At 63.1% G+C, this 18,809-nt stretch carries 21 protein-coding genes; 8 read left to right on the top strand and 13 right to left on the bottom strand.

Features of this window, described 5'->3' with window-relative positions; genetic code table 11:
- Window positions 1-113 precede the first annotated feature (113 nt).
- The 3 genes from FJ940_RS19850 to FJ940_RS19840 form a co-directional block, all read right to left on the bottom strand.
- A complete protein-coding gene (locus FJ940_RS19850; RefSeq protein ID WP_140499015.1) occupies window positions 114-419 on the bottom strand; it encodes a hypothetical protein in 306 nt (101 codons plus the stop codon).
- Between the two features lie 199 nt (window positions 420-618).
- On the bottom strand, window positions 619-1,674 hold the full coding sequence (locus FJ940_RS19845; RefSeq protein ID WP_140657632.1) for an AraC family transcriptional regulator: 1,056 nt from the start codon (window positions 1,672-1,674) through the stop codon (window positions 619-621).
- 242 nt (window positions 1,675-1,916) lie between these two features.
- Complete coding sequence (locus FJ940_RS19840; RefSeq protein ID WP_348641159.1) at window positions 1,917-2,603, bottom strand: helix-turn-helix domain-containing protein; 687 nt, start codon at window positions 2,601-2,603, stop codon at window positions 1,917-1,919.
- A gap of 51 nt (window positions 2,604-2,654) precedes the next feature.
- Between FJ940_RS19840 and FJ940_RS29065 the strand changes: the two genes are divergently transcribed.
- Window positions 2,655-3,047 (top strand): hypothetical protein, encoded by a 393-nt coding sequence (locus tag FJ940_RS29065; protein ID WP_348641158.1) that lies wholly within the window; start codon window positions 2,655-2,657, stop codon window positions 3,045-3,047.
- 28 nt (window positions 3,048-3,075) lie between these two features.
- Here the strand turns inward: FJ940_RS29065 and FJ940_RS19835 are convergent, their stop codons facing one another.
- Window positions 3,076-4,203: a KamA family radical SAM protein gene (locus FJ940_RS19835; RefSeq protein WP_140657628.1), complete on the bottom strand. Its 1,128-nt coding sequence runs from the start codon at window positions 4,201-4,203 to the stop codon at window positions 3,076-3,078.
- A 126-nt stretch (window positions 4,204-4,329) separates the two neighbouring features.
- On the opposite strand from FJ940_RS19835, the gene FJ940_RS19830 reads away from it, so the two are divergent.
- Both FJ940_RS19830 and FJ940_RS19825 read left to right on the top strand, forming a co-directional pair.
- A complete protein-coding gene (locus FJ940_RS19830) occupies window positions 4,330-4,683 on the top strand; it encodes a hypothetical protein (protein ID WP_140556406.1) in 354 nt (117 codons plus the stop codon).
- Between the two features lie 72 nt (window positions 4,684-4,755).
- Window positions 4,756-5,301 carry a DUF1629 domain-containing protein gene (locus tag FJ940_RS19825; RefSeq protein ID WP_246671063.1) on the top strand — a complete coding sequence of 182 codons (546 nt, stop codon included), beginning with the start codon at window positions 4,756-4,758 and terminating at the stop codon, window positions 5,299-5,301.
- A 24-nt stretch (window positions 5,302-5,325) separates the two neighbouring features.
- Here the strand turns inward: FJ940_RS19825 and FJ940_RS19820 are convergent, their stop codons facing one another.
- Both FJ940_RS19820 and FJ940_RS19815 read right to left on the bottom strand, forming a co-directional pair.
- A complete protein-coding gene (locus FJ940_RS19820) occupies window positions 5,326-6,057 on the bottom strand; it encodes an SDR family oxidoreductase (protein ID WP_140657626.1) in 732 nt (243 codons plus the stop codon).
- Between the two features lie 32 nt (window positions 6,058-6,089).
- Entirely contained in the window at window positions 6,090-6,575 is a 486-nt protein-coding gene (locus tag FJ940_RS19815; RefSeq protein ID WP_140657624.1) for a VOC family protein, read from the bottom strand.
- Window positions 6,576-6,686: 111 nt separating this feature from the next.
- Here FJ940_RS19815 and gcvA point away from each other — a divergent pair, with 111 nt between their 5' ends.
- Window positions 6,687-7,571 carry a transcriptional regulator GcvA gene (gene gcvA, locus FJ940_RS19810; RefSeq protein WP_140657622.1) on the top strand — a complete coding sequence of 295 codons (885 nt, stop codon included), beginning with the start codon at window positions 6,687-6,689 and terminating at the stop codon, window positions 7,569-7,571.
- Between the two features lie 36 nt (window positions 7,572-7,607).
- On the opposite strand, the gene FJ940_RS19805 is transcribed toward gcvA, so the two are convergent.
- Window positions 7,608-9,230: an ABC-F family ATP-binding cassette domain-containing protein gene (locus tag FJ940_RS19805; RefSeq protein WP_140657620.1), complete on the bottom strand. Its 1,623-nt coding sequence runs from the start codon at window positions 9,228-9,230 to the stop codon at window positions 7,608-7,610.
- Window positions 9,231-9,494: 264 nt separating this feature from the next.
- On the opposite strand from FJ940_RS19805, the gene FJ940_RS19800 reads away from it, so the two are divergent.
- Window positions 9,495-9,806, top strand: a complete 312-nt coding sequence (locus FJ940_RS19800) for a hypothetical protein (protein WP_246671064.1) — start codon at window positions 9,495-9,497, stop codon at window positions 9,804-9,806.
- 36 nt (window positions 9,807-9,842) lie between these two features.
- The gene (locus tag FJ940_RS19795) at window positions 9,843-10,112 is read left to right on the top strand and encodes a hypothetical protein (RefSeq protein ID WP_140556396.1); all 270 of its coding nucleotides are present in this window, start codon (window positions 9,843-9,845) and stop codon (window positions 10,110-10,112) included.
- A gap of 164 nt (window positions 10,113-10,276) precedes the next feature.
- Here the strand turns inward: FJ940_RS19795 and FJ940_RS19790 are convergent, their stop codons facing one another.
- Window positions 10,277-11,182 (bottom strand): S1C family serine protease, encoded by a 906-nt coding sequence (locus tag FJ940_RS19790; RefSeq protein WP_140556395.1) that lies wholly within the window; start codon window positions 11,180-11,182, stop codon window positions 10,277-10,279.
- 231 nt (window positions 11,183-11,413) lie between these two features.
- Between FJ940_RS19790 and yghU the strand changes: the two genes are divergently transcribed.
- Together yghU and FJ940_RS19780 are read left to right on the top strand one after the other, a co-directional pair.
- A complete protein-coding gene (gene yghU / locus FJ940_RS19785) occupies window positions 11,414-12,280 on the top strand; it encodes a glutathione-dependent disulfide-bond oxidoreductase (RefSeq protein ID WP_140499040.1) in 867 nt (288 codons plus the stop codon).
- Between the two features lie 355 nt (window positions 12,281-12,635).
- Entirely contained in the window at window positions 12,636-13,376 is a 741-nt protein-coding gene (locus tag FJ940_RS19780) for a sulfotransferase family protein (RefSeq protein ID WP_140499042.1), read from the top strand.
- A gap of 151 nt (window positions 13,377-13,527) precedes the next feature.
- Here FJ940_RS19780 and FJ940_RS19775 read toward each other — a convergent pair whose 3' ends face one another.
- The 5 genes from FJ940_RS19775 to FJ940_RS19755 form a co-directional block, all read right to left on the bottom strand.
- Window positions 13,528-14,490, bottom strand: coding sequence for a hypothetical protein (locus FJ940_RS19775; protein WP_181167220.1), 963 nt, complete (start codon window positions 14,488-14,490; stop codon window positions 13,528-13,530).
- Between the two features lie 33 nt (window positions 14,491-14,523).
- The gene (locus tag FJ940_RS19770; protein WP_140657618.1) at window positions 14,524-15,555 is read right to left on the bottom strand and encodes a hypothetical protein; all 1,032 of its coding nucleotides are present in this window, start codon (window positions 15,553-15,555) and stop codon (window positions 14,524-14,526) included.
- Window positions 15,552-16,373: a hypothetical protein gene (locus tag FJ940_RS19765; protein WP_140657616.1), complete on the bottom strand. Its 822-nt coding sequence runs from the start codon at window positions 16,371-16,373 to the stop codon at window positions 15,552-15,554. Before FJ940_RS19765 ends, FJ940_RS19770 begins: the two co-directional genes overlap by 4 nt.
- Entirely contained in the window at window positions 16,370-17,791 is a 1,422-nt protein-coding gene (locus FJ940_RS19760) for a hypothetical protein (protein ID WP_140499050.1), read from the bottom strand. Before FJ940_RS19760 ends, FJ940_RS19765 begins: the two co-directional genes overlap by 4 nt.
- A 243-nt stretch (window positions 17,792-18,034) precedes the next feature.
- Window positions 18,035-18,805 carry an exodeoxyribonuclease III gene (locus tag FJ940_RS19755; protein WP_140516135.1) on the bottom strand — a complete coding sequence of 257 codons (771 nt, stop codon included), beginning with the start codon at window positions 18,803-18,805 and terminating at the stop codon, window positions 18,035-18,037.
- Window positions 18,806-18,809: the final 4 nt, after the last annotated feature.

Raw genomic sequence — 18,809 nt, 5'->3', positions numbered from 1 at the left:
AGAGGAACCAGGCAGGGAACGCCGCCGCGTTCCGGCACGCCGACCGCGTGCACGCACGAAAGGCGCCGGCGCAGCGCGCCGGCGCCTCTGATGATACGCCGAGTCCGTTCTGGTTACGGACAGGTCTTCTTGCCGCAGACCGCGATGCAGATCGCCGGGTTCGAACAGGTGTAGGTTTTTCTGGAGCTGGTCCCGGACGAAGACCCGCTGCTGGAAGCGGCGATCTGCCCGGACGCGCCTTTGGACAGGTCCAGCGCCTTCATGTCGGGATCGCGCGCGGCGATCTTGCCGCATGTTTCGCTGCCGCAGACCGCCCTGCAGATTGCCGGATTCATGCATTTGTAGGCCGCGAAGACCTCGGTCGGAAGAATTGCGCAGAAAACCGTAATGCCCAGTATCAAGCTTCTCGCCGCACGCATTTTTATCTCCAGGGCCAGCTTTCCGATGTCACGGAGGCCTGGCCGCTCGCCCCCGCTCCCGCGCATGCCGTTGCACCCGCGTCCGCCGGCGCGACCATGCCCGCACCGGGGATAAAGGCGTATCGCACTGGCGGCACAGGCAAGTGGCACTGACGGAACAGGTGACCGGGTTTGCCATGCGTGAGCGGCCGCATGCGTCTCACGGCGCGCGGCCGGCGCGCACCTCCGATGGGGTCATGCGATAGCGCGACCGGAACTGCCGGTAGAAGGTCGAGGGTTCGACCAGCCCCGCCTCGAAAGCGAGGTCGGCGATCGGCCTTGCTGAAAAAAGCGGGCTGGCGAGCTGCCGGTGGACCCGCTCCAGCCGTCTTTGCATGACATAGTCGGAAAACCCCTGCCCCTCTTCGGCGAAAAGGCGCCTGATGTAGCGCGGGCTGAGCCCCAGTCCCCGGCCCGCCGTCTCTGCCGAGAGGCGCGCTCGGTGCAGGTTCTCTTCGATGTAACGCTTGATGGCATGCATGCGGGCGGCGCGAACGCCGCGACCGGCGACCACCTGGTCGACCTCGCGGTTGGCGCCGACCGCCGCGGCGAACAGATCGGCAATGTGCTGGGCGGCCAGCGGCGCCAGACCGGGGCTGATCGCCCCACGCGCCACCGCCCCGACATAGGCCAGCAGAAGCCGCGCTTCAGGCGTGCCGGGATTGATGGCATCCGGCCTGAGATCGCCGACATGGCGAAGGAGAGGAGTGAGCGTCGATCGGGCAAATCGCGCGCAGATCGTCCAATCGCCGTTCTGCGCCCTCGCTCGCCAGCTCCGGTCCATCGGCATGATGCAGGGCGCACCGGGCGAGGTCTCAACCGCCTCGTGCCGTGCCGTATCGAAACGCCACCCGCCCGCGATCCAGGACACCACTAGGTCGTCATTGGCGTCCTGCTGGAGCGCGGCCGTGCGTTCCCAAGCCATGGGCGCGACCTGCCCGTGGGCCACGCTCACCCCTGGCAGGATGGTGGTGGAGGCGCTTAGCCGCAACTCGCCGCGTTCAAGCGGCGCAACGTCCAGCCGCATGCAGATGCGGCCATAGAACTCGCGCACGGCAGCTTCGCGCTCTCGGGCCGCGATCGCGTCCGTGGACAGAACTATGATGGTCTCCTGGTCGGCCACCTGCGTTCGATCCCCGCTCAGAACCTCACGGGATGCCGACGATGGCGGCGCGCCGTTTGCTGCCCCTCCGCCCTGGACAGTGTCGAAAGCCATGAACCCCTCCAGTGCCCTCGACGCGGTGTGAGCCTTCGGCCGCTTTTCGCGCGGGCGGCGGCAGAATTTCAAGACTTATGTGAGGGCTCCGCGCAAATGTGGCATGAGGCGCAGGGAATGTGGCCGCTGGTGCAACCGATCGGGGAAATCGCCTCGGAAAGCACGGGAAGGCTCTTCACATGCCTGCTGATCGGACACCGCTTGTCCATTGATTCATTTGCCTTTCGGCTGGCACGCCGCCTCTATCGCAGTTCGCGGATCCAGTGCCACATGGTGCGGTTCTCGCCATGGCCGAGGGACTGGCTGCGCCCATGGGCGGCATGTGCCCGCATCTCCCGCGGGGTCATGTCGAAAGAGCGGCGGAAGGCGCGCACGAAGCTCTTGCGGTGACCGAAACCATAGCGATCGGCGATCTCGGCAATGCTTTCGTGCCGGCGGCCGGGATCGGCGAGTTCGGCGCGGCAGCGGCGCAGCCTCTCCTCCTGGATATATCTGGAAAGACCGCCATGAGGCTCGAAGAGGTAATAGAGCTTGCGCATGGAAATGCCGAACATGGCGGCGATGGCCTCGGCGGTGAGGTGCCGGCTGCGGATATGCGCGTCGATGTGGCGACGAATCTCGCTGGTCAGCGCCAGGTGGACCGAGGCGGCGTTTTCCGCCACGGCCGAATTCACGGCTGCGGCGGCGAGTTCCAGCGTCGGCCCGATCACCGCCTCGGCGTCCTGACGGCTCATTGCGGGCGCGGCCCCGTAGAGGCCCACAAGATGCCCACGCAACAGCGCCGCCAACGGCGCGTTGCCGGAAATGACGCGCATATTGTGCTCGTCCGGCGCCTTCAGGAATGGCGCCAGCAGGCGGCGCGGCATGGTCAGGTTGAGGCTGTCGAAATCGGAGGTGCCTGTCGACTGGGCCTGTGCCAGGTCGGCCACGATCAGGTCCCCGGATGAGGCCTTTTCATCCGATGCGCCATCGCGCCGTCCATGGCTTCCGCGCAGGCAGACCTGCACAGTGATGTGATCGAGGCCGTCGCGGCTGATCCGGGCGCGCGAGCGGTCGAAGCTTTGCGCGATGCATCCATACGAGGTGAGGACGATCTCGCCGAAGTGAAAGGCATCGGCGTGGAAATGAAACCGGTCATCGCCGGCGTTGCGCAGGCGAACGTCGTAGAGCAGGCCGATATTCTCCTGCCACAACGCAAGGGCTTGCCGAGGCGCCAGGCCTGCCGTGTCCAGTACGCAGCGCTGAACCCCGGTGTCGACGAATTGCCGTTGGGACACAACGCCTTGACTGCTGCCTGCCGCTGCCACCGCCCATGCTCCGCAACCGCGAACCGCTCACAATATGCATTTATGCCGGGGCGCGACAACGCCTGATCGCACGGACGCCGCCGGGAATGTGGACTCAGAGCTGGCTCACCACTTCTGTATATTCCCTCACCTTTCCATCCTGCCCACGAATGCGCCAGTTGCCGCCGTCGCGGTCTTCCACGTAACCCGGCCCGATCGGCACCTTGCCGCCACCGTCGGGCAGGTCGAGCACGTAGATGGGATTGCAGATGCCGGACAGGCGCGCGCGCAGCGCGGCCACCAGCGCCTGGCCTTCGGCGATCGTGGTGCGGCGGTGCGCCATGCCGCGCGCGAGGTCGCCATGGTGGAGGTAATAGGGCTTTACCCCCAGGCGGTACATCAGCTCGCGGCAGAGTTCTTCCTGCACCTCGACAGTGTCGTTGACGCCCTTGAGCAGGACGCTCTGGTTGAGCAGCACGAAACCCGCCTGCCGCAAGCCACGGCAGGCCGCCTCGGTCGCATCGGTGATCTCGCGCGGATGGTTGAAATGAGTGACGACCGTGATCATCAGCCGGCCTTGCAAGGCAGCGACCAGCCCTGGCGTGATGCGTGAAGGCAGCGCGACCGGTACGCGGGTGTGGATGCGCATCAGCCGCACATGCGCGATCGCCTCGATGCGGGCGCGGATTTCGCTGAGCGCCTTGTCGGGCAGCGAGAGCGGGTCGCCGCCGGTCAGGATCACCTCGCGGATCTCGGGGTGGGAAGCGATATAGGCGAGCGCCGGCTCCAGGGCTTCGCGCGTATAGCCGCGTCCGATCGAGGTCAGGGACTCCTTGCGGAAGCAGAAGCGGCAATAGACCGCGCATTGATAGGTGGGAAACAGCAGCACCCGGTCGGCATGGCGATGCGTCAGCCTGGGCACCGGACTGAAGGCGTGGTCGCCGATCGGGTCGTCGAGCTCGCCTTCGCCGGTCACCAGCTCGTCGGGAGACGGGATGACTTGCGCCCGGATAGGATCGGCGGGGTCTTCCCAGTCGATCAGGTCGAGATAGGATTTGGGGATACGCACCTTGTGGCGGGAGGCTGCTTCCTGGGCCGCCGCGCGTTCGCCTGGCGACAGCGGCTGCACGGCCAGATCGCGCACATGGCGCACGCCGGCGCGGATGTCGTCCTGCCAGGCGGCGTCGGCATCGGAAACGGGCTCAGCTGCGGCCGTCGTCGCATCGTGGAGCTGTGTGGTCATGGGGTTCTCGAGGTTTTTAGCGGACCTATCGGCCGGATGGCCTGCCGGGTCAACCGCCTTGCGCCGGCCTTCCCCGTGTAGCAAGGAGGGTCTGTGCTCTCGAAAATGCCGCGGAGAAGACCCGGGATGAGACTTGTGGTGTTGGTGGTGCTAGCCACGGTGGCAACTGGATGTGTGAGCTCTCCGGTGGATTATGGGGCCTCGCTTTCGACGCAAGACCCGAAATGGATATCGCCGGAATGCCAACAGGCCCGGGTCGAGGCCTCGAACTATGATGCGCGTGAAAAAGAGCATCCCGGTTGGGGGACCGGTGTCTTCCTTGGCCCTTACGGATTGGGTCTCGCGGCAGCCATCAAGGAGCACGAGCAAAAGGAGCGCAAGATATTCGCCCGCAGGATACATTTGCAGTGCTCGAGTTTGCCGCTGCCGAACGAACTCGCGGGCGAGCCGAGCCCCCCGGCCACGACAAAATATCCATAGATGATATGCTTTGATGCTTCTGAAGGCAGGCCAGCGTTTGATGGGATCGCAGAAGCGGAAGCAGGCCTGAACTTGGGAACGCCGGCGATGACGACCATTTACGAATTCGCGGTTGTCGAGGGCCAGGAATGGGTGCTTCCGGTCGACGAGGCCTACTACGAGGTCTTCTCCTCCCTTGACGGAACACCCCTCGAGAACTGGGATCCACCGGTCATGCGCCGCGTGTCGGAGGGCGACCCCCTCTATTCGGACTTCCCTTGGCTTGGCGAGCATGCGCCGCTTTTGCGCAAGCCTGCCGTCGACGCGCTGAAGGCATATCTGCTGCCCCATGGCCAGCTGATCCCGTTGCGCGGGGAAGAGGTCTGGCTTTTCAACGTGACCACCGTGATCGATGCGCTGGACGAGGAGCGGTCTGGAATCGTCTATTTTGATGACGGCGCCATTCTCGCGATCGAGCGATACGAATTCGATGCGGACAAGATCGGCACCGCCGAAATTTTCAAGCTGCCGATGCGCGCGTCCCCGGTGTTCGTCAACGACGCATTCGTCAATCGCGTGCGCGACGCCGGACTGCGGACGGTATCGTTCAAACCCAGGTGGCGTCGCATCGAAGCGTGACGTTTGACGACCCTGCGATGCCAACTAGATCAGGTTCTGTCCGCCATCGATGCGGATCGTCTCGCCGGTCGTGAATTCGCTTTCCATGAGGTAGAGATAGGCAGGGGCGACGTCGGCGGGCGTAGCGACCTTTCTCGCGGGCAGGCGGGCGGCCATGCCGGCGAAAAAACCGGATTTGGCCTCACCGACGAGTTCGTCCCACATCGGCGTGTCGACCCATCCCGGCGACACGATATTGACGCGCGTCGGGGCCAGCTCCAGCGCCAGCGCCCGGGCGAAATAGCCGAATGAACCGGCGATCGCGGAAACAACCGAGCCTCCGGGAACCGGCGGGCGGTCCTTGTTGATGCCTGATGTGAAGGTCATCGACCCTCCGGCTTTCAGCGTGCGCACGCCATGTTTGGCGAGCATCACGGCGCCGATCAGCTTGTTGTCGACGAAGCGCCGCACGTAGTCCATGTCGGTCTGGCCGATCGGGTCGTTGGGCGGCGGCGTGCCGGCCGTCGAGACGAGGTGGTCGAAGGCACCGGTTTCGTCGAACATCCGGGCAATGTCCGCCTCTTTCGTCATATCAGCGGAAAGGCTTCGCACGCGACCGCCCGGGCCGAGCGTCCGTTCCGCGGCCTTGAGCTTTTCGCCCGAGCGGCCGACGATCACCAGCTCCGCGCCGCGCTCCAGCGCGGCTGCCGCTACGCCGAGCCCTATGCCGGAACTGCCTCCGACGACAATAATTCTCTTGCCCTTGAGCGATGCCATGGGAACCTCCGTCTTCAGGATGGACTGCTGGATTACGCCTTGCCGGCGTGGGCCGCGTCGATGTCGGCGACAATGATCTTGCTCATCTTGTACATCGCCTGCCGCGCCCGGCCCGCCTTGTCGCGGTCCGGGTCGTTCATCAGGCGCAGGGCCGCTTCGGGGATCACCTGCCAGTAGACGCCGAATTTGTCCCTCAGCCAACCGCAAGGCTTTTCTGCGCCGCCGCCCGCCGTCAGCGCGTTCCAGTAATAATCTGTCTCGGCCTGGTCCTTGGTCTCGATGTAGAGCGAGATCCGCTCGTTGAACGGCGGCATTGAGCCGGCATTGAGCGCGGTGAAGCGCTGGCCCTCGAGCTCGAAGTCGAAAATCGCGTGCGGCACCGTTTTGTTCGTGCCGCCGACGAAATCGGTGAATTCGATCGCCTCAAGCGCCCGGCCATTCTTGAATACAGACAGATAGAAGTCGCGCGCCTCTTCAGCGTTGAGATTGAACCAGAGGAAGGGGTGAACGGTAGCCATGCTGCTCTCGTGAGGTTTGATCACAAATCCTGCGAGCATTCTGTCCAGCATGTGCTGGACAGACAATCCAAAATTTGGCAAGGATTTGTGATCAAATCTCACAGATTGGGCATGATCCGCAGACTTCCCCCACTCAACGCGCTGCCGGCCTTCGAGGCCGCCGCGCGGCATTTGAATTTCTCCAGGGCAGCCGACGAGCTCAACGTCACGCACGGCGCCGTCAGCCGGGCGATTAAGCACCTTGAGGAACAGCTCGGCGTGCTTCTGTTCGAGCGCGCGACGCGCTCGGTGCGCCTCACCGCCGTGGGCGAGCCCTATGCGAGGGCGGTCCACGAGATGCTCGACCAGCTTGCGGCCGCCACCCAATTGGCGACGGCCGCCCATTCGGGCTCGACATTGAACGTCTCCACCTCCGACGGCTTCGCGGGAAAATGGCTGGTGCCGCGGCTCTATCGCTTTCATCGCGCGCATGGCGACATCGACGTCAGGATTTCGACGACCGGCAAGTTGACCAATTTCCTTGGCGACGGCATCGACGTCGCCATCCGCTATGGCGCCGGAAACTATCCGGGTCTCACATCGGAATTCCTCACTGGCGAGGAGGTGTTTCCAGTGTGCAGCCCGAGGCTCATGCAAGGCGCCTGGCCCCTGGAGAAGCCCGACGATCTCAGGCATCACACGCTGATCCATGATGGTTTCCCGATCGGCTGGGCGGCCTGGCTGTCCAGCGCGGGAGTGGAAGGCGTGGATCCGCGGAGCGGGATTACCTTCGATTCCGCCACTTTCGCCGTCGAGTCGGCCGTGCAAGGCGAAGGCGTGGTACTTGGCCGGACCATGCTCGTGGCGGCCGACCTCGCCACCGGAAGGCTTGTCCGCCCTTTCGGCCACGCGCTGAAATCGGTTTCCAGCTTCTACCTGGTCTACCCGCCGGACGCGGTCCGCCGGCGCAAGGTGAAGGCTTTTCGCGATTGGCTCTTTTCGGAAATGACGGCGTAGCGTGCCACGGCCGCTTCCGGAGAATAGCCTCTGTGCTTATCCCCTCAGCCCCGGTGCCTCCTGCCCGGTGCGCTCGACATATTCGGTGTAGCCGCCGCCATAGGTGTGGATGCCTTCCGGCGTCAGTTCCAGCACGCGATTGGACAGCGCCGCGAGGAAATGGCGGTCGTGCGAGACGAACAGCATCGTGCCCTCATATTGCGACAGCGCCTCGATCAGCATCTGCTTGGTGACGATGTCGAGATGGTTGGTCGGCTCGTCCAGCACCAGGAGGTTGGGCGGGTCGAACAGCATCAGCGCCATCACCAGCCGCGCCTTTTCGCCGCCCGAAAGCACCCGGCACTTCTTCTCGATCTCGTCACCGGAAAAACCGAAGCAGCCGGCGAGTGCCCGAAGCGGCGCCTGGCCGGCCTGCGGAAAATTGTCCTCCAGGGTCTGGAACACGGTGCGCTCGCCGTCGAGCAGTTCCATGGCATGCTGGGCGAAATAGCCCATTTTCACGCTAGGCCCGCGCGCCACCGAACCCTGGTCGGGATCTGAGGCTCCGGCCACCAATTTCAACAGCGTCGACTTGCCCGCGCCATTGACGCCCATGATGCACCAGCGCTCGCGCCGGCGCACCTGGAAATCGAGCCCCTCATAGATCGAACGGCTGCCATAGGCCTTGTGGACTTTCTTCAACGTCACGACGTCCTCGCCGCAGCGCGGCGCCGGCTGGAACTCGAAATTCACCGTCTGGCGGCGCTTGGGCGGCTCGACGCGATCGATCTTGTCGAGCTTCTTCACCCGGCTCTGTACCTGGGCCGCATGCGAGGCGCGCGCCTTGAAACGTTCGATAAAGGCGATCTCCTTGGCCAGCATCGCCTGCTGGCGCTCGAACTGCGCCTGCTGCTGCTTGTCCGCGATCGCGCGCTGCTGCTGATAGAATTCGTAATTGCCGGAATAGGCGGTGAGCGACCCGCCGTCGATCTCCACCACCTTGTTGACGATGCGGTTCATGAACTCGCGGTCGTGCGAGGTCATCAGGAGCGCGCCGTCATAATTCTTCAGGAACTGCTCGAGCCAGATCAGGCTTTCCAGGTCGAGATGGTTGCTCGGCTCGTCGAGCAGCATGGCGTCGGGCCGCATCAGCAGAATGCGTGCCAGCGCCACGCGCATCTTCCAGCCGCCGGAGAGTTTTCCGACGTCGCCGTCCATCATCTCCTGCGAGAAACCGAGACCGTCGAGCACTTCCCGCGCCCGGCCGTCGAGTGCATAGCCGTCGAGTTCCTCGAAGCGGTGCTGCGCCTCGCCATAGCGTTCGATGATCTCGTCCATCCGGTCCGCCTGGTCGGGATCAGCCATAGCCGCCTCCAGCGCCGCCATCTCGGCCGCCACTTCGCTCACCGGCCCGGCGCCGTTCATCACTTCGGCCACCGCGCTGCGGCCGTCCATATCGCCGACATCCTGGCTGAAATAGCCGATGGTGACGCCGCGATCGACCTGCACCTGGCCCTCGTCGGGCTGCTCCTGCCCGGTGATCATGCGAAACAGCGTCGTCTTGCCGGCGCCGTTGGGGCCGACGAGCCCGACCTTCTCGCCTTTCTGCAAGGCGGCCGACGCCTCGATGAAGACAAGCTGACGACCGTTCTGCTTGCCGATGTTTTCCAGTCTGATCATGAGTGGTCCGGGAGGCTGATGTGAGGGTGCGGGAGTTGCCCCGGCCCATACGCGAATGACAGCGGCGAGGAAAGAGGCAGAAGCGCCGCAGCGGGCGCGGCGCTCTTACGCTTCCCACGGCGGAGGAGGGAGAAGTGCCCTCCAGACACACTTCAGAAACAAGATTCAACATCCGGGAAAAACTGGAGAAAAGCGGTGCTGCGATAACCACCCCCGCGGCGGCCGGAACCGGTCGCGGCGCAACGCAAAGGGATGGTCCCGAAAATGAAACCACGTTCGACCGGATGGATGGGTGCCCTGCTTGGCATTTCGTTTGCCATCAATGCGGTCGCACCGTCGGGTGCGGAAGCGGCGGTTACCCGCAGCGAGTCCTGCAGCCGGCTCGGTCTTCAACTCGACGGAGCCATCGAGACGAAAAACGACCTCGGTGCCAGTGCGATCCATCTGGCCGAGGCAACCGCGCTCCAGAACAAGGCCAGCCGTTTTTGTGCCGAACGCAAGGAGGCGCAGGGCATCCGTACCTTCGCCAACGCCTTGAAACTTCTGGGCGTGCCACCGGTCGATCTGAACCAGTGACGTCCACCATCTATCTCTGAAACAAGGAAGCCTTTCATGAACAAGCCTCTCCTCTCCGCGCTCGGCCTGGCCATTGCACTCGGTCTCGCAATGCCGGTTCTCGGCGCCAGCACCGCCAACGCGGCCGCCACCACCGCGGCAGCCTCGACCGCGGCTCCGCTCGCTGCCGCTGCCGTGAAGAAGCCGGTCAAGGCGGCCGCGCACAAGCATGTCAAGCATCGCAAGCACGCCAGCAGGCATGTGAAGAAGCCTGTACGCAAGCACAGCCACAAGCACGCCGTCAGGAAGCACAAGGCCGCGGCTTGATCTTCTCAAGCCCGAACAAGGAGATAGAACGGTATCTTGAATCCCTTGATCGTTTTTTCCTGACGTCGTCCCAGGGAAAAGCCGCCCTCGCGCAAGCGACGGCGGCTTTTCTTTTCGGACTGGGCTGAAGGCTTTCCTTCTCTGCTGCCGAGAAGGTAACGCGCTCACTGCAACTGCGGCTTCTTCAGGAAACTGTCGCGATCGGCGGATTTGACGCGCAGCCAGGTTTCACGGCCGTCGCGCAGGACCCGCATCGGGATCTCGGCCCCGGCCGAACCGCTCTCCCATAGTTTGCGATAGAAATCGGCCAGCCCGTCGACCGCGCCGTCTCGTATGTCGGAGATGACGTCGCCCTCGCGCAGGCCCGCCTTGGCGGCCGGACCGCCTTCGGTCACGCTCATCACCACCACCCGGCCGTCGCTTTCGGCCGAGAGGGCGCCGAGCCATGGCCGTGGCGGCCGCGCCACCTGGCCGCGCGTCAGGAGATCGTCGAGGATGGGCGGCAACAGGTCGATCGGCACCACCATGTTGATATCGGCGACCTCGCCGTTGCGGCTCATCTGCAGGCGCAGCGACCCGACGCCGAGCAGCGCGCCCTTTGCATCGAACAGCGCCGCGCCGCCCCAGGAAGGATGCGCCGGCTCAATGAAGATCGCTTCCTCGAGCAGGTATTCCCAATAGCCGGCGAATTCCTGCTTGGTGACGATCCTGGCCTGAACCGACTGGCCGATGCCGTCGGCGAGCACCACGTTGTCCCCGATTTTGGCTCTGCCGGCGTCGCCCAGCGCCACCGCCGGCAGGCCAAGCGGCGCCAGCGCCTGAACCAGGCCAAAGCCCGATTCCTGGTCGTAGGCCAGCGCATGCGCCGGCACGACGCGGCCGTCATGGGTCGTAAGCCACACCTCTTCCGCCTCGGTAATGAGATAGCCGATGGTCAGCACCAACCCATTGTCGCGGATAACGACGCCGCTGCCTTCGCGCAGCGTGCCTAATGCCCCGGCAGTAAAGGCATCGTCTGGAATGGTGGCGCGCACCGCCACGACGGAGCGTCTGTTGGGATTGATGGGCATGCTCTTGTCCTGGACGGGCTTGGGGGTCACGTTCCTATAGGTATGGCACGCGAACCAAGGCGCAAGGGGGGGCATCCCCTCCATCCTTTCGAAGCCCGAAGGGAAGATGAGAGGGATGGTCATTGACAATAGTTCAACGCAAGTTGAACTTTCCCGTTTGCAGCCCTAGCTGTAGGTGCAACTGCCAGTCCCGCTTCCAACCTGTCTCTCCCCACAATACGAGGCCCTGCGATGACCGAATACACTCCGCCGAAAGTATGGACCTGGAACAAGCCGAGCGGCGGCGCCTTCGCCAGCATCAACCGCCCGATCGCCGGCCCGACGCATGACAAGGTGCTGCCGGTGGGCAAGCACCCGTTGCAGCTCTATTCGCTGGCGACGCCCAACGGCGTCAAGGTGACGATCATGCTGGAGGAATTGCTGGCGCTTGGCCACAAGGGCGCCGAATACGACGCCTGGCTGATCAGGATCAACGATGGCGACCAGTTCGGCAGCGGCTTCGTCGAGGTCAATCCGAACTCCAAGATCCCCGCACTGATGGACCGCAGCGGCGCCACGCCCATCCGCGTCTTCGAGTCCGGTTCGATCCTCACCTATCTCGCCGAAAAGTTCGGCGAGTTCCTGCCGACCGACCAGCCGGCGCGCGCCGAGACCCTGTCCTGGCTGTTCTGGCAGATGGGCTCTGCCCCTTATCTCGGCGGCGGCTTCGGTCATTTCTATGCGTACGCGCCGACCAAGATCGAATACGCCATCGACCGCTTTGCCATGGAAACCAAGCGCCAGCTCGACGTGCTCGACCGCCGCCTGGCCGAAACCGAATATCTTTCCGGCGCCGGCTACTCGATCGCCGACATGGCGGTCTGGCCCTGGTATGGCGGACTGGCGCTCGGCCGCATGTACAATGATTCCGGCGAGTTCCTTTCGGTGCAGGATTACAAGAACGTGCAGCGCTGGGCGAAGGCGATCGACGAGCGCCCCGCGGTCAAGCGCGGACGCATGGTAAACCGCGCCTTCGGCGAACCCGCGATGCAGCTGCACGAACGTCACGACGCCAGCGATTTCGACACGAACACGCAGGACAAGCTCGCGGCTGAGTGAGCTGCGAGGGCGGGCAGCGGCGCTGCCCGCCCTCCGTTTGATTTTGCGAAAGCGTCGATGACGGCAACGTCTCACCTGGAGGCGTGGACATCGCGCCGATCCGCTCCGCGCCGTCCAAGACGGCAATGCGTCTTCTTCTATCATCGTCCGACGTCAACAGCGGTCCTCTCACACAGGACCCATAGAAATCTGTTGCGCAAATGCCGGCCGGGGCGCAACGTGTTGCCAGCAGATCGATGCAAGCGAGCAAATCGATCCTGCGGCGCGGCGTCCTTGTCGCGCAGGGCATGCCTAGGGTTGCCGCGGCGTCCTTTTTGGGCGCGAGCACGCGGCCTTGGTTTGGTCGAGGGAACAAATGACGCTCACGCTGATCGGGGCCGGCTTCGGCCGCACCGGTACATGGTCGACCTTCGTCGCGCTGAACAGGCTCGGCCTGCCCTGCTACCACATGCAGGAAGTGATCCTGAACAAGGCCAACAAGGGCCATCTCGATTTCTGGCGCAAGGTGGCCAACAGCCCGCCCGGCACGCAGCAAGACTGGAGCCGGGTATTCGGCAATTACAAGGCGACGGTCGACAATCCAGGCTGCTGCGTGTGGCGCGAACTGATGGCCGCCTATCCCGACGCCAAGGTGCTGCTCACCTTGCACCCGCGCGGCGCGGAAGCCTGGTACGAGAGCACCATCGACACGATCTACTTCACCGAGAATGTCTGGCAGTTCAAGATCCTGGAATGGCTGACGCCGTTCGGCCGGAAATTCGGCGACATGTCACGCAGGCTGATCTGGGGCCGCACGCTAGCCGGCGTCATGGGCAACCGCGCCAAGGCCGTGGAGCGCTACAACGCATATGTCGAGGAAGTGAAGGCGGCGGTGCCGCCGGAAAAGCTGCTGGTGTTCAAGGTCAGCGAAGGCTGGGCCCCGCTCTGCCACTTCCTCGACGTGGCGCAACCGAACGAGCCCTTCCCCAATCTCAACGACCGCGAGGCCATCAAGAAGATCATCGCCGACATCATCAAGGGCTCCTACATCATGCTGGCGCTAAGCGTGGCGGCCGTTATCGCGGTGATCGCGGCGCTATGGTGGTGGCTGGGGTAGTTGGGCGCCGTTCGTCGATCCCTCGGTGCAGCGGGAGCGAAGCGACGAAGGCTTTGCGATCCAGGCCACGCGATTGCGAAAAAGCGCTGCGGTCAAAACAAGGGCGTCGTTGTCGATACCGCCAAGCAGGCTGAATCGCGCGATCACCGCGTTAATTGGTGCCGCCGTCCGAGGACCGTCGTACCCGAATCTCGATACGCCGGCGTTCCCGAACATCGCCAACGTGGCTGCCGTCGGCGATAATGTCTCCCGGCATTACGAGCTGTGCCGCTGACAACGGAATGATCTTCACACTGCCCAGCCGTCCCGTCTGGATCAGCGCGTTCGCTACCGCGATAGCGCGCGAGAGCCCCAGCCCCGCATTGTCGGCCGGGGTCAAATCGCTGATAGCGCTGGCTCCGTTCATCGCCGAGATCGCAACCGCATCGAGGTTGGACGGCTTGGCCGGATTGATTTTCTGCTCATCCGTGTGACCGACGATCTCGACGACATCGACTTTGTAGCGTGTCAGCAAAGACAGAACGTCGTCCGTGACCTTGGTCTGCAAACGAGCCCGGAACGCGTCGGTGAGAGCAGCGCTGCCACGTTCAAATGTATAGCCGTCGTCGCTCAACGTTATCATCGGCGGCCACTGCATCGACGATTCAGCGTCCGCGCTCCTGTCGTTGGAGGCCGAGAGCGTCTTTTCAAGTCGGTCCAGCAGACGGGGGTCGGCGGCTTTGGCTTCGCTGATTTCGAGCAGCAATTTCCGCAGCGTCGGATCTGACGTCGGCGCGGCATCGATGCCCTTTTCCGTAAGCCCGTCGATCACCGCTTTGGCCGCAACGAGCTCGGTCCAGTTGGCTGGCGGCAAAGGAAGCGCCGCTTTTGGAAACAGCGCCTGCAGGCGCGCCAGTTCGGCACGCATGTCGGCAAGCTGGCCCACCGTGATGTCCAGGTTCGCGGAGGCCTGCAGCTCGGCGATCCTCTCATCTTTTCGCTGTGCGATGCTGGCCGAGACCAGAAGGAGGCAGAAAAGCAGAAGGAGGAGAAGCTCGGCCATTGTGAGCCCAAGCACCACGCCTCGGCGATGGCCGCGTTCCCCTTCGGCGATAAGCGAGGAAGGCATCTTCATCGACATCGTCCCACACTGACCATGCAACGCGCTTTAGCCGCCACGCCAGAGCCGTCTGAATAGACCCTGCCGCGTCGGCGCTCGATCATAACCCTCAAATGTCGCCGCAAGTTTGTCGAGCACATCGCTGGCCCGAAGCGCTTCCGCCGTGGACTGTTCCAGCCCGCGCCGAAGCTCCGCCACATCGCCAAGACGGGAAGAGAAATCGCTCATGGCGGTTTCGATCGCCCGCTGCAAACCGGCCACGACCGGCTCCAGCCGAACCTCGATGACCTTGTCGGGTGTCGACATGCCAGCGAGCTTGTCGGCCATCATCTGTGTCGCGGTCGCAATCTGCGTGCTGGCGCTGGTCAGGATGGCGTTGATATCGTGAACTGCCTTGGCTGTCCGGTCGATGCCGCCCCGCAGCTCCTTGGTGTCTATTCCGCTCTGCATCGCCAGCGAGGATGCCCTGATGTGCTCGGAAGCTTCCTTGGCGAGCAGGTCCAGAGACTGGACCAGGGATTTCGCCGAGGTTTCCACTTGCGTTCGTATCTCGTGATAGCCCTCTTGCAGCATCTGCTGGTTGGAGCGTTGGAAATGGTTCATCTCGCTCAGGATGCCATCGAGTTCCCGGCGCACCTTGCGGGACGCTTCTGCGAGCTCGAGACGTGACACGCGTTCCACTTCCATGGGGTCGCGTCGGAGCTGATTGAAGACGATGCGAAATGCAATGCCGGCGATGGTGGAGGCAACCGCGATGCCGAAATTGCGCACGATCTCGTCGACTGCGCCACCGCCTCCATACTGGTAAAGCGAAACGGCGAGGCTGGTGAGCGTGAAGATGAAGCCCATATAGTAGAAGTTGTCCCCGGTTTGGTCGTCGCGCAGCCGGAGCCCGCGCGCGATCATGATCATCGCCGCGTAGCCCATCATCAGCGCGATCGGCACGAAGGTAACGACGAATGCCGACACGGAAAGCGATTTGGCCACGACTATGTAGGCGGCGCCCAGGCCGGTAAAAACGATAAAGACCAGTGGCGCCGCAGCGTCCAACTGCCGGCTGGCCACGCGCGGCCGCCTCACCCTTCAACTCCTTGCAACGACTTGGCAGAGCTGAAAACGCCGTGATTGTAATCAATCCACTGCTGCCAGAATGCCATCAACGCGACGCTGTCGACGGGCGACTTCGCCCGGCGTATGAGCCAGATCGACACATCGCTGCCAGCGAGATCCGTAGCGAAGCGGTTTGCCGCGGGCGACTTTTTGAAGGCATCGAAATCTGTGGCGCCGCGGTAGTGAGAGAAGAATTCGGTATTCTCGAACATGTCCGAAACGACAATCAGCCGCGAGGGGACCGCACGCGTTTTCTGGGCGACCAGATGGCTGACGGCTATCGACTGAATGCCGGCCATGATCGGCGAGCTGTCGGCCTTGTTTGCCTCGACCGCTTTTTCAAGCGCAACCAGCAGCGGGTGGCCGAATCCCGCTTGCCAACGCTCTCGCGCCAGCGCCGCATTGCCGGTGAAAGCACTGAGGTCGCCGCCATTGCCGGGGTTGCACAGCGAGAAGAGTTCTTTCGTATAGGGTACCGCTGATGTAAGGGCCCTGATCTCGAGCAAGCCACCGCGCTGGATGCCGGAGGCGGTATCGCGCAGCAGGGTCTGGATGTTCAGTTTGGTGACGTCAGCGATTGCATCCGTGGTATCGATCAGGATGATGGTTTGCGACGCAGCTCCGACGACCGGGCAAAGCCGATCGTCAAGTTCGACGAGTTGCGAGCGCGCCGAGACATAGACGTAGGTAAAGCCTATCGCGGCGGCAATGAGGCCGAGCGCGAATAGAATAATCCAGCCCCAGTTGACAAGGTTGGAAGGCGAGCGCCGGGACCGTCGACCGCTCATTGGGCTTCAGGCACCAGCACATCCAGTTCGCGATACTGCTTCAACGCAGCCTCGAACTGTTCACCCAGGGCGACCAGCATCTTGTCGAGGTCGCCTTGCGCATCCTTGATGGAAGCTTGCAATTCGTCGCTGTTCCATTCCCCGTCGCGGAAATACTGGACGCCGATGCGGCCGAGTTGGTATGGCCGCGAAAAGCGCTCCGGCGCGGGTGTCGTGCGTACAGCGATATTGGCGTCCCTGTAGATTCGGAACAGGCTGTTTGCCGCACGTTCAAGCTGAGCTTGGTGGGCGTCGAACAGCCCAACCAACCGAGAGCGATGGGCCACGATCGCATCGTGTTCTGTCCGCTGCTTGCTGAGGTCGGCGCGCGCATCGGCGAGTTCGTCCTCATAACCACTGCGAACATCGGAAAGCTCGCCGATCAGGCCTTGCCGCTTGTTTCGATAATTTGCCCGCGCCTCGTCAAGCCGGTGATCAACCGTGGCGTAGCCTGGATAAGTGTCACGCATGCTGAGCCCATCGATCAGGGCAAAGAGTGAAAACATCACACCGAGGAAGAAGAGTATCCAGGAGCGAAATTCGTTCAGCGCGAATGGCGCGCTTAGCAAGCGTCGCATCACCTCGTCGCCATTGGTCGCGATCGTTCCGGCAACCTCGCGGTAATGCGCCAGACCAAGATTGATGGCAATCGCTGCGCCGATATAGGCCGCGATGGCGAGAATGCCGACAAACTTACGGAAAATCGAGCGATGCGCGATCTCGCGCACGCCATAGAGGGCGAACATCAGCGCGACGCCGACATTGAGAATCGCGAAGATCAGCGCCTCGACGATGCCGCCGACCAGCCCGAGCTCGTTTCGCTTTGCAAGCAGTTCGCCATTGATGACGAGCTCTGCCATCACCAGCGCCACCACAAAGAGCCATTTCAACGTCGTACCGATGGCGGTGGTCTTCTTGCAGGGCCGGCGAAGCCCGTTCTGATCCTTGAAATCACGATGCCAGGACTCTGCCTCCTTCAGATCGCGACGCAGCCCATGCAGATCATCGATTCCCATCTGCAATTCGGCTTTCAAGTCGGAGAGACCAGCCGTGGATGCCGCTTTTATATTGGCAAAGCGCGATTCAAAGTCGAGGTCGATGAGACGCTGCCTGAACCCCGCAAGTTGGTTCTCCAGATGATCGTGGGATTGTTTCTGGGCGGCTCCGACCAATTCGATGATATCGTTTTCAACGGCATCGTAAGGTAGGTCATCGCTTTGAGGCAGATTCTCCCTGCCCCGCTTCTCGCCTTTCTCCGCAAGCCGCATATCCGTTGCAATGCGCTGGACGTCGATGTCGGGGAATGACTCTGTCGTCGGCCTATAGGCATGCGGCGGCCGCAACAGCCGTTGCTTGAGCTTTTCCAGTGACCCGAACATTCCACCCCACGTACACTCTTCCGACCACCCGGATCGAGGCTAGCGGTAAGCTCCGGATTCTTCAACGAGTTTCGCCCAATCGAAAGTGGAGCTTTTGCGGACGCAAAAGCACGGCAATTCCATCAGAATGACTGTCTACTGCTAGGGAGCCGTATTTTACTCTGCGCCGTATACTGTATGGTCGCTGTCGCCGAAGGGCGGAGAAAAAGAGAGCGGGCATTCTGCTTCGCCAAACGCCGCCCCTCACCGCAACTCCACCCACACCGGCGCGTGGTCGCTGGCGCCGTCCTCACCGCGCACGTCGCGGTCGATGCCGGCAGCCTTGAGCTTGCGGGCGAGCTTCTTCGACAGGAGGATATGGTCGAGCCGCAAGCCCGCATCGCGCGGCCAGCGGTTCCGCCGGTAATCCCAGAAGGTGTAGAGCGTCTCTTTGGGGTACACCTTGCGCAGTGCGTCCGTCCAGCCTTGCTCGATGAGCGCCGCAAAGGCTGCCCGGCTTTCCGGCTGTACCAGCGCGTTATCGTCGTAGGAGCGCGTGGCATAGATATCGCGCGGCTCGGGCACGATGTTGTAGTCGCCCGCCAGCACCACCGGCAGACCGGTGTCGAGCAGTTGTGCCGCATGCGCGGCGAACCTGTCATGCCAGGCGAGCTTGTACTGGAATTTCGGTCCCGGTCGCGGGTTGCCGTTCGGCGCGTACAGGCAGCCGATGACGATTCCGTTCACCGCCGCCTCGATGTAGCGGCTCTGCCTGTCGGCATCGTCGCCGGGCAGCACATCGCGCGTCAGCACCGGCTCGGCGCCCCGCGCCAGTATGGCGACGCCGTTCCAGGTCGGCTCCCCCTTCCACACCGCGCCGTAGCCGGCATCGGCCAGGGCAGTGCGCGGAAACTGCATATCGCGCGCCTTCAACTCCTGCAGGCAGACGACATCGGGTCTTGCCGCCGCCAGCCAGGTCAGCAGATTCTTCAGTCGGCTGTTGACGTTATTGATGTTGAAGGAGGCGATTTTCATCGGC

The sequence above is a fragment of the Mesorhizobium sp. B2-3-7 genome (genome assembly GCF_006442695.1).
Classification (GTDB): domain Bacteria; phylum Pseudomonadota; class Alphaproteobacteria; order Rhizobiales; family Rhizobiaceae; genus Mesorhizobium.
This window is presented reverse-complemented; position numbering and strand designations above follow the sequence as displayed.

What these genes read in the sequence shown, in the direction of transcription:
- FJ940_RS19795 (WP_140556396.1), top strand. Translation starts at nt 9,843, where the DNA reads ATGAACAAGCCTCTCCTCTCCGCGCTCGGCCTGGCCATTGCACTCGGT.
- FJ940_RS19800 (WP_246671064.1), top strand. Translation starts at nt 9,495, where the DNA reads ATGAAACCACGTTCGACCGGATGGATGGGTGCCCTGCTTGGCATTTCG.
- FJ940_RS19780 (WP_140499042.1), top strand. Translation starts at nt 12,636, where the DNA reads ATGACGCTCACGCTGATCGGGGCCGGCTTCGGCCGCACCGGTACATGG.
- FJ940_RS19820 (WP_140657626.1), bottom strand. Translation starts at nt 6,057, where the DNA reads ATGGCATCGCTCAAGGGCAAGAGAATTATTGTCGTCGGAGGCAGTTCC.
- FJ940_RS19830 (WP_140556406.1), top strand. Translation starts at nt 4,330, where the DNA reads ATGAGACTTGTGGTGTTGGTGGTGCTAGCCACGGTGGCAACTGGATGT.
- FJ940_RS29065 (WP_348641158.1), top strand. Translation starts at nt 2,655, where the DNA reads ATGGCTTCCGCGCAGGCAGACCTGCACAGTGATGTGATCGAGGCCGTC.
- FJ940_RS19765 (WP_140657616.1), bottom strand. Translation starts at nt 16,373, where the DNA reads ATGAGCGGTCGACGGTCCCGGCGCTCGCCTTCCAACCTTGTCAACTGG.
- FJ940_RS19850 (WP_140499015.1), bottom strand. Translation starts at nt 419, where the DNA reads ATGCGTGCGGCGAGAAGCTTGATACTGGGCATTACGGTTTTCTGCGCA.
- yghU (WP_140499040.1), top strand. Translation starts at nt 11,414, where the DNA reads ATGACCGAATACACTCCGCCGAAAGTATGGACCTGGAACAAGCCGAGC.
- FJ940_RS19845 (WP_140657632.1), bottom strand. Translation starts at nt 1,674, where the DNA reads ATGGCTTTCGACACTGTCCAGGGCGGAGGGGCAGCAAACGGCGCGCCG.
- FJ940_RS19790 (WP_140556395.1), bottom strand. Translation starts at nt 11,182, where the DNA reads ATGCCCATCAATCCCAACAGACGCTCCGTCGTGGCGGTGCGCGCCACC.
- FJ940_RS19760 (WP_140499050.1), bottom strand. Translation starts at nt 17,791, where the DNA reads ATGTTCGGGTCACTGGAAAAGCTCAAGCAACGGCTGTTGCGGCCGCCG.
- FJ940_RS19805 (WP_140657620.1), bottom strand. Translation starts at nt 9,230, where the DNA reads ATGATCAGACTGGAAAACATCGGCAAGCAGAACGGTCGTCAGCTTGTC.
- FJ940_RS19835 (WP_140657628.1), bottom strand. Translation starts at nt 4,203, where the DNA reads ATGACCACACAGCTCCACGATGCGACGACGGCCGCAGCTGAGCCCGTT.
- FJ940_RS19775 (WP_181167220.1), bottom strand. Translation starts at nt 14,490, where the DNA reads ATGAAGATGCCTTCCTCGCTTATCGCCGAAGGGGAACGCGGCCATCGC.
- FJ940_RS19755 (WP_140516135.1), bottom strand. Translation starts at nt 18,805, where the DNA reads ATGAAAATCGCCTCCTTCAACATCAATAACGTCAACAGCCGACTGAAG.
- FJ940_RS19815 (WP_140657624.1), bottom strand. Translation starts at nt 6,575, where the DNA reads ATGGCTACCGTTCACCCCTTCCTCTGGTTCAATCTCAACGCTGAAGAG.
- gcvA (WP_140657622.1), top strand. Translation starts at nt 6,687, where the DNA reads ATGATCCGCAGACTTCCCCCACTCAACGCGCTGCCGGCCTTCGAGGCC.